This window comes from Pontibacillus yanchengensis Y32 (genome assembly GCF_000770635.1).
GTDB lineage: Bacteria > Bacillota > Bacilli > Bacillales > BH030062 > Pontibacillus > Pontibacillus yanchengensis.
The window spans coordinates 1-16,196 of the sequence record NZ_AVBF01000075.1 but is presented as its reverse complement, the minus strand read 5'-3'; the positions used below and the strand labels follow the sequence as shown (position 1 = coordinate 16,196).

At 37.2% G+C, this 16,196-nt stretch carries 19 protein-coding genes; 12 read left to right on the top strand and 7 right to left on the bottom strand.

From position 1 onward, the window contains the following. Positions 1-174: 174 nt before the first annotated feature. A complete protein-coding gene (locus tag N782_RS18000; protein WP_052111419.1) occupies positions 175-630 on the bottom strand; it encodes a GNAT family N-acetyltransferase in 456 nt (151 codons plus the stop codon). A 175-nt stretch (positions 631-805) separates the two neighbouring features. Between N782_RS18000 and N782_RS17995 the strand changes: the two genes are divergently transcribed. From N782_RS17995 to N782_RS17980, 4 genes are all read left to right on the top strand, one after another. Further along, the gene (locus N782_RS17995) at positions 806-1,846 is read left to right on the top strand and encodes an ArsR/SmtB family transcription factor (protein ID WP_036823511.1); all 1,041 of its coding nucleotides are present in this window, start codon (positions 806-808) and stop codon (positions 1,844-1,846) included. Then, positions 1,846-3,075: an MFS transporter gene (locus tag N782_RS17990; RefSeq protein WP_036823508.1), complete on the top strand. Its 1,230-nt coding sequence runs from the start codon at positions 1,846-1,848 to the stop codon at positions 3,073-3,075. The genes N782_RS17995 and N782_RS17990 overlap by 1 nt, the downstream gene beginning before the upstream one ends. A gap of 124 nt (positions 3,076-3,199) precedes the next feature. After that, positions 3,200-3,541, top strand: coding sequence for a MerR family transcriptional regulator (locus N782_RS17985; protein WP_036823507.1), 342 nt, complete (start codon positions 3,200-3,202; stop codon positions 3,539-3,541). After that, the gene (locus tag N782_RS17980; protein WP_036823504.1) at positions 3,541-4,011 is read left to right on the top strand and encodes an SRPBCC family protein; all 471 of its coding nucleotides are present in this window, start codon (positions 3,541-3,543) and stop codon (positions 4,009-4,011) included. Before N782_RS17985 ends, N782_RS17980 begins: the two co-directional genes overlap by 1 nt. Before the next feature lie 87 nt (positions 4,012-4,098). Here the strand turns inward: N782_RS17980 and N782_RS17975 are convergent, their stop codons facing one another. From N782_RS17975 to N782_RS20820, 5 genes are read right to left on the bottom strand one after another with little or no spacing between them, the layout of a single operon-like run. Next, entirely contained in the window at positions 4,099-5,178 is a 1,080-nt protein-coding gene (locus N782_RS17975) for a sensor histidine kinase (protein ID WP_036823501.1), read from the bottom strand. Next, positions 5,171-5,854, bottom strand: coding sequence for a response regulator transcription factor (locus N782_RS17970; RefSeq protein WP_036823498.1), 684 nt, complete (start codon positions 5,852-5,854; stop codon positions 5,171-5,173). Before N782_RS17970 ends, N782_RS17975 begins: the two co-directional genes overlap by 8 nt. A gap of 36 nt (positions 5,855-5,890) precedes the next feature. After that, complete coding sequence (locus tag N782_RS17965; protein ID WP_338048269.1) at positions 5,891-6,481, bottom strand: TlpA family protein disulfide reductase; 591 nt, start codon at positions 6,479-6,481, stop codon at positions 5,891-5,893. An 18-nt stretch (positions 6,482-6,499) separates the two neighbouring features. Then, the gene (locus N782_RS17960; protein WP_036823495.1) at positions 6,500-7,243 is read right to left on the bottom strand and encodes a cytochrome c biogenesis CcdA family protein; all 744 of its coding nucleotides are present in this window, start codon (positions 7,241-7,243) and stop codon (positions 6,500-6,502) included. A 51-nt stretch (positions 7,244-7,294) separates the two neighbouring features. Then, entirely contained in the window at positions 7,295-7,984 is a 690-nt protein-coding gene (locus N782_RS20820; protein WP_052111418.1) for a hypothetical protein, read from the bottom strand. Between the two features lie 249 nt (positions 7,985-8,233). Here N782_RS20820 and N782_RS17950 point away from each other — a divergent pair, with 249 nt between their 5' ends. Both N782_RS17950 and N782_RS17945 read left to right on the top strand, forming a co-directional pair. Then, complete coding sequence (locus N782_RS17950; RefSeq protein ID WP_052111417.1) at positions 8,234-10,066, top strand: M3 family oligoendopeptidase; 1,833 nt, start codon at positions 8,234-8,236, stop codon at positions 10,064-10,066. 34 nt (positions 10,067-10,100) lie between these two features. Further along, on the top strand, positions 10,101-10,469 hold the full coding sequence (locus tag N782_RS17945; protein WP_036823492.1) for a VOC family protein: 369 nt from the start codon (positions 10,101-10,103) through the stop codon (positions 10,467-10,469). Positions 10,470-10,534: 65 nt separating this feature from the next. On the opposite strand, the gene N782_RS17940 is transcribed toward N782_RS17945, so the two are convergent. Next, positions 10,535-10,894 carry a hypothetical protein gene (locus N782_RS17940; RefSeq protein WP_036823490.1) on the bottom strand — a complete coding sequence of 120 codons (360 nt, stop codon included), beginning with the start codon at positions 10,892-10,894 and terminating at the stop codon, positions 10,535-10,537. Positions 10,895-11,078: 184 nt separating this feature from the next. Between N782_RS17940 and N782_RS17935 the strand changes: the two genes are divergently transcribed. The 6 genes from N782_RS17935 (at position 11,079) to chrA (ending at position 16,014) form a co-directional block, all read left to right on the top strand. Next, entirely contained in the window at positions 11,079-12,125 is a 1,047-nt protein-coding gene (locus tag N782_RS17935; RefSeq protein WP_036823488.1) for a zinc-binding dehydrogenase, read from the top strand. A gap of 66 nt (positions 12,126-12,191) precedes the next feature. Beyond that, entirely contained in the window at positions 12,192-12,662 is a 471-nt protein-coding gene (locus N782_RS17930; RefSeq protein ID WP_036823485.1) for a DinB family protein, read from the top strand. 125 nt (positions 12,663-12,787) lie between these two features. Next, a complete protein-coding gene (locus tag N782_RS17925; RefSeq protein ID WP_036823482.1) occupies positions 12,788-13,228 on the top strand; it encodes a YhfM domain-containing protein in 441 nt (146 codons plus the stop codon). Positions 13,229-13,690: 462 nt separating this feature from the next. Next, positions 13,691-14,239, top strand: coding sequence for a GNAT family N-acetyltransferase (locus tag N782_RS17920; RefSeq protein WP_036823479.1), 549 nt, complete (start codon positions 13,691-13,693; stop codon positions 14,237-14,239). Further along, positions 14,239-14,757 (top strand): GNAT family N-acetyltransferase, encoded by a 519-nt coding sequence (locus N782_RS17915; RefSeq protein WP_052111416.1) that lies wholly within the window; start codon positions 14,239-14,241, stop codon positions 14,755-14,757. The genes N782_RS17920 and N782_RS17915 overlap by 1 nt, the downstream gene beginning before the upstream one ends. A gap of 78 nt (positions 14,758-14,835) precedes the next feature. Continuing rightward, positions 14,836-16,014, top strand: coding sequence for a chromate efflux transporter (gene chrA / locus N782_RS17910; RefSeq protein WP_036823476.1), 1,179 nt, complete (start codon positions 14,836-14,838; stop codon positions 16,012-16,014). Positions 16,015-16,196: the final 182 nt, after the last annotated feature.

The following is a 16,196-nucleotide window of genomic DNA, read 5'->3' as shown; positions in this document are numbered from 1 at the left end:
GTTCCACGGCCACCTTTATTCTTACTAAAACAACGGAAACATCTCTCTTTCACAAAATATCTCAAATCCAAGTCTTCAATATAATGGCGCTTATATGGAAGGATAGAAAAATGTTTCATTAGTATATCAACAATAAATTTTAACACAGCCTATTGATTAAAAGAGGTGAATGATTTAGTGGTTTCTTTTTTTCATCCATGTCCATTTTGAGTTAAAGGTTTCACGTAAGGAAGGATCTTCTTTAAAGCCCGCTCCTGTATAGCATTGTATGGCGCGACTGTTATCTGGCTCAATTCTTACGTAGACCCATTCGTATGGAGAATGTCTGCATTCCTCCAATAACAAACCGATTAGTTCTTTTCCAACCCCTTTATCGCGTTGAGAAGGATGTACAATCAAGTGAGCTAATTCTAAATCCTGTTCTTCTTCATCTATCCATATCTCCCCGTAAGCTAGCGTTTCATTATTATTCGTTGCTATAAAGCCAATTTGATCGTGAGCCTCATACCAGCTTTTGAACATATCTGTAGAATAGCTTTTTTTACCAGTCGTAAATAAACAATCTTGTTCCTTTTGCAGCCATTCTGCAATGGTGGATTCATCTTTTAGTGAAGCATGTCTTAGCTCCAAACCTCTCAACTCCTTCCACTATTACTAGTATAGCGTATTAGGCCCATTTATAAACGTTTATTATTCGAAAGATAAAGCTTTGTAAGTTGTGGTATTGTAATAGTATTAGATTCATATTCGAAAAATGTTGAATCTGTAGTTCTATTAATATAGTATACTAGCAAGAGGTGATTATATGGAAATATATTCTACTAGTAATAAACAACGGGAAACATATCAAGTAGAGTTGAAACACTCGCTTTTATGGGAAGCTGCGCTAGGTATTGCAGCTATTACAAACACTCCTTTAAAAGATACGCTCGAATTTACGGGGTGGGAAAGCATCAAAATTTCTCTAAATAACCGAATGTTGGAGCATCTCCAGTATGTTGAAGATCATAATACGTGGAAGGCTCTTCTCCAGCTATTACATCAGGATGATTTCGAGGATTTTCGTTCTTTTAGTATGTATATAAGGAAATTATCAGCAGAGGAATTTAGATATTATGCTATACCTTATCTAGGAAAAATACATGAAGCACGAAGACAAAAAGCTTCTCAACAGTCACAAGAAGCCATAGAAGAACTAAAATCCGTTACGCAAGACAACCCTTTTTTTCCATCCTACATTGAGTTTATTTGCAGCGTTGATATCGATGAAGTGAAGACTCATTTGATAGAAGTGTTATCAGGTTGGTTGCAAGCAGTAATTGAACCTCAACAAAAACGTTTGCAATCTATCCTATTACGTGATGTAGAAGCGAAGGAACACATGAAAGAGAGAGTAGATTCTGAACAGTTTGTAGAATGGGCTACGGGAGGCATCCAATATCGGCCAGAACCAAGTGTCCATAAGGTGATCTTAATCCCCCAAACAATTTATCGACCATGGAACGTAGAGGCAGATTTAATTGGAGCAAAGGTTTTTTATTATCCAGTGTCCAATGAGAGTATGCATCCTGATAAAAAAGATATACCGAATCAAATACTTGTACAACGCTATAAAGCACTTGGTGATGAAAATCGATTGAAAATGTTAAAGCTGGTAATAAAACGAAGCTATACGTTGCACGAATTAACAGAAGAATTGAATATGAGTAAGACGACTGTCCATCACCATATGAAGCTATTGAAATCAGCACGACTCGTTTCCTCGGATTCATCTGGTTATAAGGCAAATCAAACAATCCTATCGTCTATGCCACAAGAATTAGAATTATTTCTTGGTATAAGGTGATGCAAACACCTACAACAAAAGTTCATGCCAATAATGAGTATCCTAAGTTAAGGAAAAATACTCAAGTGCTCCGCTTTATTGCGGGTAACCTAGTATCTTTTTTTGGAGACCAAATTTACTTAATTGCTTTGCCATTAATTGTTTTAGAGCTCACAAACTCTCCGTTAAGTATGGGAATTGTAGCAGGGTTAGAAAGATTACCTGTTCTTATCCAACCATTATGTGGAGTGGTAGCAGATCGTTGGGATCGAAAAAGAATTCTATTAAGTTGTGATTTTATACGGTTTCTGGTCATTGGTATGATGGGGGTTCTATTTTTGACAAACGCGCTACATATAGAAGTTGTCTGTTTAGGGGCCCTGCTAGTAGGGGGGCTAACTCAATTGTATAACACATCTCAGTTCGCTTCTGTCCCTAGGTTGGTGCCACGAAAGGATTTGCAATTGGTGAATTCACTTAATACCGGAATGCTAAATATGGCCGTTTTTATCGCGCCAGGATTAGGTGGGTTAATAATTAGTGTATATAATCCAGGAATCGCTCTTATTCTTAATAGCATTAGTTTTCTTATTGGCTTTTTTGTTGTACTTAGCTTAAAAATCATTCCTATGAAGAAACCTAACCATTCACGTTTCCTAAATGAAATAAAAGAAGGTTTTCAGTTTGTTTGGAAAAATAAGCCTATTATGATTACGAATGTTGCTATGCTTTTTTCCATTGTAGGAACGACGCTGTTCTTAACAATGATGGTCGTCCACCTTAAAACATCTGTTTACTTAGATGCCTTACAAATAGGCTGGGTATTATCCGTTGGAGGGTTAGGTGCGATAGGAGGAGCTTTACTTTCAAATCCTCTTAAAAAAGTGCTCTCCTATCGGGCAATCTTGTTTTTGGCTGGTACAGTTGGTGGTGCTTCAATCATTCTATTTAGCTTCGTTCAAACAACTATACTATTAGCCAGCATGAATGCTATAGGGACTATGTGTGCCGCAATTATGAGTCCTTCGATTGTGACCATTAGACAGCATCTCACACCTGAACGATTACTGGGCCGTGTTCAAGCAACTAGTCGATTTATGACTTGGCTGTTAATGCCAATAACTGCATTGTTAGCAGGAGTATTCGCTGAGTATATGGGTACATCTATCACTATTGGGGTAGGAGGGGCCATATCCACTCTGGCTTCGTTCATTTATCTTCACCAATCACTAAAAGTTGTTTCCTCGTAATGGTGAAGATTTTCAATGAGCTATGTAGAAATGTGACTTTTACATATGAAATATGAATTTTTCAAAAAAACGTTGACCCTGTGGTGCACCCCTTAGTTTATGATGAATTTAGGAGGCAACAAGGATGTATAAAATTAGTGACTTTGCTGATATGACTGGATTGAGCAAAGAAACATTACGCTATTATGCTGAAGTCAAACTACTTGAGCCAGCATACAAGGATCCTACCAACAACTATCGATATTATGATGACGGAAGTTATTTTTTAGCTCTTCTGCTTGTGAAGTTAAGAAGGTTTGGGTTTACGGTGCAGGAAATGATTTCTGTCATGGAGGACGAATCATTTGAACACCTAGAGGAGTTGCTTTTGGAAAAGAGAGAAAAAATTCAAATGAAAATGAAGGACCTTCAGCTTCAAACAGAAGAGATTGATGATTTCTTAGCATCTGGGAGGGAAGAAGAATAATGATTAAATGGAAAGAAGAAATACTGATCGATGCGCCTATTGAAGATGTATGGAGCTTATTTGCCGATAGAAACATACAAACTATTATGCCAAAGGTAGAAGAGCATACTCTTATTGAAAAGCAAGAGCATGAGGTGGGAGCTAAGCATCGTCAATCATATCGTGAAGGAAAGCGTGTTGAGACCTATATTGTTGAAACACTAGCTTATGAAAATGAAGAGGATAAAAAACATAAGCAAATTTCGTTTGTCTTAGGCAAGGCTTTTGAAATCTCCCTTTCTTTCACGTTGCTCAAAGAAGGTGAAAATCAGACGAAGTTTATTTATGAGGGTCAGAACAAGGGTGTTAATTTTGTAGGAAGAGCAATGCTTAAGCTCGGTAATGAAAAAAACAACAAAAAGGTCGTGGATGAATTTTTGCATAGGGTTGAGCAAGAAGCGGTGAGGAACAAGTCTAGTCTAAATCATTAATTAGAAAACATCTCTATGCTTAGAGCTCAGAGGAAAGGCTTTCTCTGAGTTTGCATAGTGTATGCTGTTAAAGTGGATTAGGCTGACTTACCGGAGCGGTAAGGATATCCAAAAGCTGTGAACGTCTCCATCAGTTTGGAGGCCAATCTCTCCGTTATGGTGTTCGATGATCTCTTTGGTAATAGCCAAACCTAGACCGGATCCACCTGTTTCACGACTTCTTGAAGGGTCTGTTCGGAAGAAGCGCTCAAATATAGCTTGCTGCTGTTCTTCGGAAATAGACTTGCCTGGGCCTGTAATGGATATGAAATAGGAATCCTTTTTTTCTGTACCTGAAATATAGATAGGGCTGTTACCTTCATAATAGCGAATGGCATTATCCATTAGATTGGTCAGGACCTGCTGAATGCCTTCTATATTAAGGGAGAGTACCCTGGAAGACATATTTACCTCTATCTCAATTTGTTGTTCATTTAAGGACCATTGAAACATGGAAACACATTGATTCATAAGAGAGGATATGTCTACAGATTCTTTTTCGGCCACTGTATTATAGGAAGCGTAATCCCATTCTTTTAGTTGTTCTAATTGATTCATCATTTTCGTAAGACGTTGAGATTCATTATATAACGAATGATAAAGAGAGGAATCCCCATTTATCACACCTTTTTGTAATGCATTCAAGTATCCATTTAAGTTGGACAGCGGTGTTCTTAATTCATGAGAGAGATCAGAAACAAATTTCTTCCGATGATATTCATTCACTTTTAATTGCTGAATTAACTCATTAAAATGTTCCACAAATTCGGTCATTTCATCTTTGGAAGACACCTGGATAGGATCGGGATAAGAACCTTCTTTCAAGCTCTTTGTTGATTCTATTAACTCCTTTATAGGTGACACAAGCTTTTTTGTTAATAGATAATGAACAATACTTCCAATTAGTATCGCAATTAAGCTGAATAGCCATAAATATTGTAAGAGAGTAGAGTTAAAATATACTTGTTTTTCATTGTTCAGACTTCCCATGCTCTCCACTAGAAAGCAAGCAGTATTATACATAGCTAATCCACTTAAGACGATAAAAAGTGTAATGATCATTACATTCAATGCCGTAAGCTTCCATAAAAATCCTTTAGGAGCAAGAGTGGTTAGCCATTTACGCATCCACAAATTTATACCCCATTCCTCTGACTGTTTGAATTCGTTTAGGGCAAGAGGTGTCTTCTTCTACTTTTTCTCGGAGTTTTTTTATATGAGCATCAATCGTTCGGTCAAGCACATTTGTTTCAGCATGAGGGTAGATCTGACGTAATAATTGTTCCCGAGATAAAATGATATTTGGATTTTCCATAAAGTAATAAAGAAGGTTGAATTCATATTTTGTAAGCGTAATAGGATGGTCGTACAATAGCACTTCACCTTTGCGAGGCTTGATGCATAAACCATTATAGGTGATTTTTTGACAAAATTGGCCTGTGCGACGTAATACTGCTTCAACATGAGCTACAAGTTCATCTGCATCAAACGGTTTTGTGATATAATCATCTGCTCCCATCTTTAAGCCGGCAATTTTATCGCTTATCTGAGCTTTTGCTGAGAGCATAATAATGGAAGCTTCATTTCGCTCCTGCTGGCGTATCCACTCGCATACCTCTTCACCACTTTGTTTAGGAAGCATTAAATCTAGTATTACTAAACAAGGATGATGGGTAAGAAAGGATGTTTTCGCTTCTTCACCATCTTCAGCTTCTATGACATTGTAGCCTGCATTCTGAAGATACAAGCTGACAAGTTCGCGAATCATCTTATCATCTTCAACGACAAGTATAGTTTGTTTCAATAGCATCACCACCTTCATTTTACGACATATAGACAGTTAATTCATCTGTTCATATTGCTTGATCATTTGTTCGTAGTTCATTGCCCCAAGCGCTTTATGCTGTATAACACCATTTGAATTTACCATATATGTCGTTGGAATTGGACGGATTTGATAGGAGGTTGCAATATTGTTTTGGTTGTCTAAAAGAATTGGGAAACTAAGGTCAAATTCTTTTACAAAGTCCCTTACATCACCTAAGCCACTCTCTGTTGAGGTTAGGTTGATTGCTAAAATGGTAATATCTTTATTTTGATAAAACTTTTCCATGTCTGGCATTTCAGCTCGGCATGGTGGACACCATGTAGCCCAGAAATTAATCATAACCTTTTCCCCTTTTAGGTTAGAAAGGCTTATCTTTTTATCATTTAATGTAGTTAATTGAAAATCAGGAGCCTTCTTGCCGACCTCTAATCCTACTTTGGTTGTGTTACTATCAGAACCCTTTCCTTCTGCAACATTAAATTCCTTTCCTTCCTCATTATTATCTTCTGAAGTAGATGAACTGGTAGAACTAGTTAAATCATATACAGCCCAACCAAACATTCCGATTATTACCACTGTAATGAGAATCTTTTTGATATTCATCTTCTTTCCCCCCGCTCTTTATCCTAAATTTGAGAACCATGTGTCTTGTACAAGTTGAAGCAAGAAATTTGATAGTTTGGACATTTGGCCTGAATACAATAGTACTCCCATTACAATCATAATTGCTCCACCTGCTTTCATAATCTTCTCGCTATAACGTACAATCCATTTTGTTGATCCTAAAAAGAATGCCAAAACAAGGAATGGAATAGCAAACCCTATAACGTAGGCTATCGTATAAAGGGTGCCTTGAGCTGGATTACTTCCAGCTACAACTAATATAGAAGCGAAAATGGGGCCGATACATGGTGTCCATCCAGCTGCAAACCCCATTCCAACAAAAATAGTTCCGATATATCCAACTGGTTTTTGAGTAAATCGAAAACGTTTTTCTCGCATGAACCAAGAGATATTCAACCAGCCTGCAACAAATAGCCCCATAACCACAATGAAAATACCTGCAATCCTTTGGAGGAAAACTCCTGAAGTACCTGTTAACAATCCTTGAATCCATTCTCCTAAGAAAGAAACACCAACCCCTAAACTGATAAAAATCAGAGAAATTCCAAACAGGAAAAATATCGAATGCAATAATAGTTTGGAGCGAACCTTTAAAGATGACTCTGACTCAATCTCTTTCACACTCATCCCAGTGATATAGGATAAGTAGGCTGGGAAAATGGGGAGCGTACAAGGAGATAGGAAAGAAAGAATTCCGGCTCCTAGTGCTAGCCATATTGTTATGTCAGATGCTGCTGTCATATTTTCACCCTCTTTTCATGTATTAAAAATGATAATTATAGCCATTGAAATCTATATCCAGCGTTTACTATTGCTAGTTTTTATGTCTGCAAGGTATAAGCGTAACCACAGCAAGCTTACGACCATCAAACTAATAATCCAAAACCAAGTGTCGACGGTGTATAGTAGGATGTGGGTCTGAGCGAAAATGGATGCTACTATAAGATAACCAATCGTAAAAACTGTGATGCTAATGTACAGAGATAATCGAGTTAGGAAGTACTGTGAACTTAAAAGTACAATTAATGTAACTACTAAAATACCTAGTTGGATTACGTGCACAGCGACATTTTGATCTACAACTATATTGGCGAATTCATAGAAAATGGAAGCCAATATAAAAACATAGAATAAAGCTATGCCAATATGGTTTCTATTCAAATTGCGACGATAAACATACAACATGCTATACGGAAGGATGAAAACAAAAGCTAAATAGAAAGCGTTGCTATTGCTTGGATATGCTAGTACTGCACGAGGATCATTCATAAATGTCCCGATGTTTACTACTATCTTTGCAAGCCAAATAGAAACAACAAATGCAAAAAAGAAGGAACTTAATTCATTTGTTAGTTGTTTTACATATGATTTCGAAAATGGGCTTAACACTTGAAATAGGATAACTCCTAATAGCAAGCTCACCGCAAGAAATACAAATGATCGCTGTATAATCAAGGGGCCTAGCATCCATGCGTTTGGCATGATAGTTCCTCCTATTCAATAACTGTAATGAAATAGTACAACAGGAATATGAAAGTTTAATGAAAGTTAGTTAGATTTTTTGCCCGTAATATGTGGAATGTTGAGAAAACCAAATGAATGGAAGTAGTGTAAAGGAATTCATTTAAATTACTTTTTTTGTGAAGTTTGTGACATTTTCTTATAAAACATATATAATAAGAACAAACGTTTGGTTTTTGTGAGGTGGAACATAGAAGGAGGAAGAAAAAAGTGGCCAGTTATAAAGATGTATGGGACTTAAATGAAATTTTTGATGGGAAGAGTGATTCAGAGGACTTGCATAATCATATAGCCTTAACCGAGAAAAAAGTGAATGATTTTAATCAGATTATCGATGCTTTTGCCATACCAAATAAGAAGGAAGACGCTAATGTCATACATAATTTAATCAACCATATTGATGATATTCGATTGAAACTGACTCAGGCTTCTTCCTTTACCACTTGCTTGCTTGCAGAAAATCCGAAAGATCAGGGAGCATCTGTTATTCAAGGGAGTATTGCTAAACTATCAGCAAAATATGAGGGTATCTTATATAAATTTCAAACCATACTTTTTTACATTGATGGATCGGTTTGGGAGGAGTTGTTGGCCACAGACAGGTTAAAACCGTATCAATTCATTTTGTGGGATTGGCGTGAATGTAAACATAATAGACTAACGGAACACGAAGAGAAGATAATTTCTTCACTTGAGGTAGATGGATATCATGGATGGAGGAAGGTGTATCAAACTCTTGTTAGTCATTTGGGAGTTCAATTGGAGGTTAATGGAGAAGTGAATGAGTTATCCATTGGGCAAGCCATGAATCTGCGATCTCATGAGAATGAAGATATTCGTAAAAAATCATATAAAGCATTGGAACATGTCTGGACATCCCAGGAAGATATATTAGCTTCTATACTAAATCATATTGCTGGCTTTCGTTTGCAAGTTTACAAAAAAAGAGGTGTTGCCAGCGTTCTCGAAGAACCATTACGCCATAACCGTATAAGTGAACAAACCTTGCACACTATGTGGGATGTCGTTGGTGATCACAAAGAACCTTTCGCAGCTTATTTAAAAAGAAAGGCAACATTGCTTGGGAAAAACTCTATGTATGCTTATGACTTTTGGGCTCCCATAAATCATAGTAATCAAACAATGGATTATGAAGAAGGTGTAGATTTTATACTGCAGCACTTAGGTCAATTTGGTACGGAATTAGAACGTTTTTCAAGACAGGCAATACAAAATCATTGGGTGGAAGCTCAAGATCAATGTACTAAGAATCCTACAGCTTTTTGTGCAGGCTTTCCTCTAACAGGAGAATCTAGAGTATTCATGAACTATGGAGGTAAGATCACGGATGTATTAACCTTAGCTCATGAATTAGGACATGCTTTTCACAATCATGCTATGGCTTCAGTTGAAGGAATAAATAAACATTATCCTATGTGTATAGCAGAGACAGCTTCAACTTTTTCGGAGATGGTGGTCTTGGATGCAGCCATAGAGAGAGCTGATACAAAAGAAGAGCAGCTCTTCTTACTAGACGAAAAAATAAAAAGAAGTGTGATGAATTTTATGAATATCCACTCCAGGTTTTTGTTTGAAACTAGATTTTATGAGGAGAGAAAGAAGGGAATGGTCTCTGCAACAAGGTTAAATGAATTAATGCAAGAGGCTTTTGATGAGGCTTATGAAGGCAGCTTAGAAGGTGCACCTCAACATGCTTGGGCGTTCACTCCGCATTTTTATATTACTACAACACCTTTTTATAATATCCCTTACACTTTTGGTTACCTCTTCGCTCAAAGTATATATGCAAAGGGAAAGGCTGAAGGAGATACATTTGAAGAAAATTATATAAAATTATTACGTGACTCTGGAAGTATGTCTGTAGAAGACCTGGCTATGAAACATTTAGGTAAGAATATACATGATAGATCGTTTTGGGAAGAAGGAATGTCCTTGTGTGTCAAAGATGTAGAAATGTTCTTAGAATTAACCTCTTATATGGAAAAGGAAAGTGAAAGGAAGGAGTGCAAAAGTTTCAAGTAGAATAATGTTAATTATGAAAAAAAGGGGGATGTATATGTCTTTTGCATTTAAATCTATTGATCATGTTCAACTAGCTGCTCCAAAAGGTGGTGAAGATGAAGCAAGGTCCTTCTTTACGGAGGCATTAGGGTTAACAGAAGTAGAAAAACCAGCGGAGTTAAAGAAGAATGGTGGAGTTTGGTTTTCATTTGGGAACAATGAAATTCATATAGGAATAGAGGAACCATTTTCTCCTGCAAAAAAAGCTCATCCAGCTTTAGAAGTAGAAAATCTTGAGCTTCTAAAGAAACACCTCACAGAAAAAAATGTGGAGTACATAGAGGATGATCGTCTTCCTGGAGCAAATCGCATCTATGTGTACGATCCGTTCGGCAATCGTATCGAATTGTTAGAGTGGTTATAGTTCTCCTTTAACAACTTGTATTGTAAAGAAGAAACCAGTATAAAAGAAACATCTTTTATACTGGCTTATTTAATTAACTCGAATAATAAGTACTCTTTCTCATGTGTCTGGGCTACCAACTTTTCTGCGTTGTCTTCTACACTATAAATGGCTGTACCAGGAAGTAATGTATTTGAAGTGAAATTTTCAACAGGATGAAGTGTTTCATCAATTTTTAGTATAATGCTGCCAAGTTGTTGCTCCAATTTCACTTTCTCTTGCTTATTCACCTTTATATATTCCTTCCCATCAATAATCATCATTGGTCCATACCCACAAAGTTCATAGTTCTCAGAAGTTAAAGTAGAACCTTTCTTGGAGACCTCGCTTACTCCACAGGCAGTAATGAACATCAAACAAATAAAGATTCCGAATAAACGAATCATAAGGCAGCCCCTTTCTATAGTTGTTCCTAAGAAAAGATATTCATGCTCGTCTTTTAACATGCATGCTTTTCAATAAATGAATTACACTAGTGCGCTTTAATGGATGAAACCTTTCTTATCTGTAATACTAATAGGTAGAGTGAGATTATTAGTAAAACCATTTTGTTGAAAGGTGTGTGACAGTGTGAAAGCTGTACAAGTGACTGGTTACGGGGGATTGGAGCAACTAGAGGTCGTTGATAAAGAAATTCCACAACCAAAAGAGAATGAAGTGCTTGTCCAAGTAAGGGCTTGTGCGATTAACAACACAGAAATTTGGATGCGTGAAGGGGCTTATGGTACAGGAGGTAAATCCGGATGGCGTCCAGAGGGAGTTCAATTTCCTCGAGTGCCAGGTTCAGACATTACGGGAAAAATTGCAGTCGTAGGTAAGAATGTCGACGAAGGCAGAATTGGGGAGGATGTTGTCTTGTTTCCTTTCACCTCTACCGGTGAAGAAGGAAAGGAACATATTTCAGAGGATATGTCCTTCATAGGATCAGAATATGATGGTGGTTATGCAGAATATGTAGTGTGGCCTGCGGAATTATGTGATCCTATGCCTCTTTCTAGTTATGAAGAGAGTGCTGTTTTTTCTGTAAGTGGAATGACGGCATGGCATATGGTGGAGCAAACAAAGGTGAAGCCTGGTGAAACTATTATGGTCACTGGAGCAAATGGTGGTGTAGGATCTCTGAATGTACAGATTGCCTCAAAGGCCTTTGGTGCCAATGTCATTGCCTTAGTAGGGGATTTATCTCTAGAAGAAAAAATGAAAGAACTAGGAGCAACCCATGTGCTTTCCTATAAATCCAATCAATTAACAGAGGAAATTCTAGAAGCCAACGGAGGACCAATTGATGCAGTTCTAGATGTCGTAGGGGATGCATTATTTCACACGTCCCTTCAAGTATTGAAAAAAGGTGGTCGATTCTGTACGTCCGGTTCTGCAGGTGGTCAAAAAACAGAGCTGGATTTTAGAACTCTATACCTTAAACATATAACACTTATTGGTTCCGTGTTAGGAACGAGAGCAGAGTTTAAACGGTTAATGGATTCCGTTGCTAAAGGTGACATAAAACCTGTTATTGAACGGACTTTTCCATTGCAGGAAGCTAGAGAAGCTCAGAAATACTTCAAGGAAGCAGGAAAGCTAGGTAAGATTGTGTTGTTGCCTGAACACAATGCATAACTTTATTAGTTTAGGACGCGCTCAGAGGTAATCTCTGAGCGCTCATTTTAAGTTAAGGAGGATTACATGAATTTATATTGTAAACGTATATTTCACCAGATTGATGTTCTGGTGGATACGATGGTTACACTTATAGACCAACTAGATGAATATGACTTAAAAAGAAGACCAACAGAAGGAAAACATTCCATTGGTGAATTGTTAGCGCACCTATCAACGATTTGTGAAGCGGACTTGTTAATTGCAGATGAGAAAACTGTTGAAGAAATGGAGGCATATTACACTACTTTACAGGTGAAGACCAAACAAGATGTTAAAGAGCAGCTAATAAGAACTGTTAACGTCTTAAAAGAACGGTATGCATCCTATGGAGAGCATGAAATATGGGAGGAAACGACATCTCACTGGGGTGTTACTTATTCGCGATATGAATGGCTACTGGAAATGTTAACTCATCTCTATCACCATAGAGGTCAGCTACATGCTATCCTCGTGCACACATACAAACAAGAACCAGATATATTGTTATTCGAATAGCAGTGAAGAATGCGTGTTTATGTTTTTCGTTGATAATAAAAGAGGAGAAGAAAATAAACCCTGTAATGGTGTGAAATGAAAAAATATGTTAAGTTTTGGAGGTGATGGAAGGGGGAGGTTAATGGATGAAGGGGAATATAAAAAGGGTAATCGGTTCATTATCCTTACTTCTGTTGGTGTCATGTTCTACACTAACCTTAAAAGATATTAAACAAGTAGAAGTCATGTATAGGCACGTTCAAGAGCAATCATTTCAAGAAGCGTACATAAAAGAGCAAGACATGAAAATTTTCATGAAAGCCATTAATAATGCGAAGAAGCTTACCTCGCATAAATTAATTGAATCAAAACCAATTGCTTCTTTTGAATTAGACCTTGAAGGAAGCAATGATCAGAACTATCACCTTTGGTTAACAAAGGATGGCGATGGTTACATTCAATATCTTTTACCAGGTGAGGATAGCACGTATAAATTAAAACGTAATTCAGTTAAGAATTTAACAGAATTCTTTTCTAATAAAGAAAACATAATGTTGATAGCTGATGAAATAGAGTTTCAGAGCTAATGGATAAGAATGTCTTTGTGGCATTCTTTTTTTTTATCGTTTAGCATACTATAAAGCTTGTGTGTAACTAAAAAAGTGATACGGCCACGTCTAGCTGCAGCGCCCAGCGACTAGTATGCTTCCCTCGCCTCCTTAAGGTAAGTCAACATCGAATCACTACGTTCTTCGTGTTGCCTTTATCTCAAAAAGATCAAAGGGGAAGTTCGATTAAAACCGCTACATCACGTAGCAACATCGAACCAACCCACGTCGTGTGGGCCGCAGCATATACGTCGCTAACCGGGCGCTCTGAGCTTTTGTTCTTTTCTTACTAAGTGATTACAGTATATATTTTAATAATCGGAGATTTGGTGACTTGTTGTAAATGAAACATAATTTGACAAGATAACAAAAATTTCTTAATGTTTTGATAGTATAACAATTTAATATATAAAATAAATAAACACTTTAGGAGCGTTTAAATTGGTTAGATTAGAGAGGTTCACTCAGCAGGATTTTGACTTATTGCTGTCATGGGTTGAATCCAAGACTTTTATGCACCAATGGACAGGGAATTATTTTACTTACCCTCTCACACGTGAACAATTGGAAGGCTATATAGAAGGTGCAAATGAACCCGGGGCTACAAAATATATTTATAAAGCAGTGGAAGAGAATACAGGACATACAATTGGTCATATATCTATTACGAAAATTGACTGGAATAATCAATCTGGCCGTATCGGACGCGTGTTAATTGGTGATAAGCGTTTCTTAGGTAAAGGTATAGGAAAGGAAATGGTTCATAAGGCTACAGCTATCGCTTTTGATATATTACAACTACATCGTGTTAGTTTAGGGGTGTTTGATTTTAATATATCTGCATTTCATACCTATGAGAAAGTAGGTTACCAGAAAGAAGGCCTTTTGCGCGAGGCTCGAAAGTTTGGGGATGAATATTGGTCGTTGATTGAAATGAGTATCTTGCGAAGAGAATGGGAAACTTCTTATAAGACAAAGGGGAGAGAATGATGCTTATAACATATGAGCCGTTAGAGATGAAAGAAGAGGAGCTAGAACATATTGTCTCGATATATTTAAATGCTCACTCTAAAGATGACCACTTCGTTAGGAATAGATTTGAGAAACATAGTTCTTATCCGGGTTTTGTTGGCCTCAGAGCCATTTGCAATGAAGAAGTAGTTGGCTTTGCTTATGGTTACACGACAATAAATGATTCATCTTATCACAGTGACCTAACCCAATTGTTAAATGAGAAGGAAAAGAATGAGTGGCTATCTAATTGCTTTGAGTTTGTAGAGCTTGCAGTGCTTCCGCATTATAGTGGACAAGGTATAGCTTCTACGCTTGAAAAAAGACTGCTTGATAAGTCTGATCATGATACGTCTATTTTTAAAACAGGTATAGAAAATGTTAAAGCTCGGACACTTTACACCAACCTTGGTTGGGAACCTGTAAAAGAGGGCCCCTTAGCAGATGGGGGAGAGATGATTATCATGGGGAAACAACTACAACGAACGGAATATTAAAGTTTAGTAAAATTAAGTCTAATCTATTGTTCATACCCAGACTCTCTCGATAAAATAGTTAAGAATGGAGAGGTGAACATGAACAAAATCCGTACTTATATTGAAATATTATTGGTATCATTTCGTTTAGGACTTACATCTTTTGGTGGACCAGTAGCACACCTGGCTTATTTTCAAGATGAATATGTAAATAGACGAAAATGGTTGGATGACAAAAGTTATGCTGATTTAATTGCGTTGTGCCAGTTCTTACCAGGTCCGGCAAGTAGTCAGGTTGGTATCTCAATCGGAATGGTTCGTGGTGGAATTTTAGGAGGCATTATAGCATGGTTCGGATTTACAGTTCCATCTGTTATAGCCCTAGTTTTATTTGCATTATTCCTTAATGGTTCAGGTATTCAAGATGCGGTGTGGATTTCTGCATTGAAGGTTGTTGCAGTAGCAGTTGTAGCACACGCTATCATGAACATGGGGAAGAAACTAACGCCTGACCGACCGAGGATTACAATAGCTGTTCTCGCTTCGCTTGTATTATTGTTTTATCAAACAGCTCTCGCACAAATTACTATTATCCTTATAGCTGCTTTTATTGGAGTTTACTTATTTCGAAAGCAAGATCTTCCAGAAGGGCAAGATGTTGAGTTACATTATAAGAAGAAAACGGGCATTATTTCTCTGATTCTTTTTATAGCTTTTCTTATTGGAACACCGATTTTAGCGTCTACTGCTTCGTCTGTGTACATAACCATATTTGATATATTTTATCGTGTAGGTTCTATTGTATTTGGTGGAGGTCACGTTGTTCTTCCGCTTCTACAAGCAGAGGTTGTACCAAATGGGTTGGTTTCAAAAGAATTATTTTTAGCAGGGTACGGTGCAACACAAGCCGTTCCGGGACCAATGTTTACGTTCTCTAGTTATCTAGGGACGATTATTGCAAGTGTGCCAGGAGCGATAGTAGCTACCTTAGCAATGTTTTTGCCATCATTCTTTTTACTTGTTGGTGTTCTACCATTTTGGAATCAATTACGTAAAAACAACAATGTCAGAGCAGGGCTTTTAGGAGTAAACGCAGCTGTTGTTGGTATTCTACTAGCAGCGTTGTATGATCCAATATGGACCAGCGCCATTGAATCCAACAAAGATATCGCTATAGCTATCGGTTCATTTACACTACTGTATCACTGGAAGAAGCCAGCATGGTTAGTTGTTCTTGTTACAGTTATAGCTTATATTGGAGTATCGTTAATAGTATAGAAAATAGCAAGTAACACAGTTTTATCTGCACTAAATTAAATATTCCAGCTTTAGACACAAGGAGATTCTCAAAGAGGGAGCTACTTGTGTTTTTTTATTGGTTAATAAGTTTAGGTTAAAAGTGTTATTCCGAATAAGAGGCATAATCTTGAAGACTTGGATTCGAGATAGTATGAGTTGGA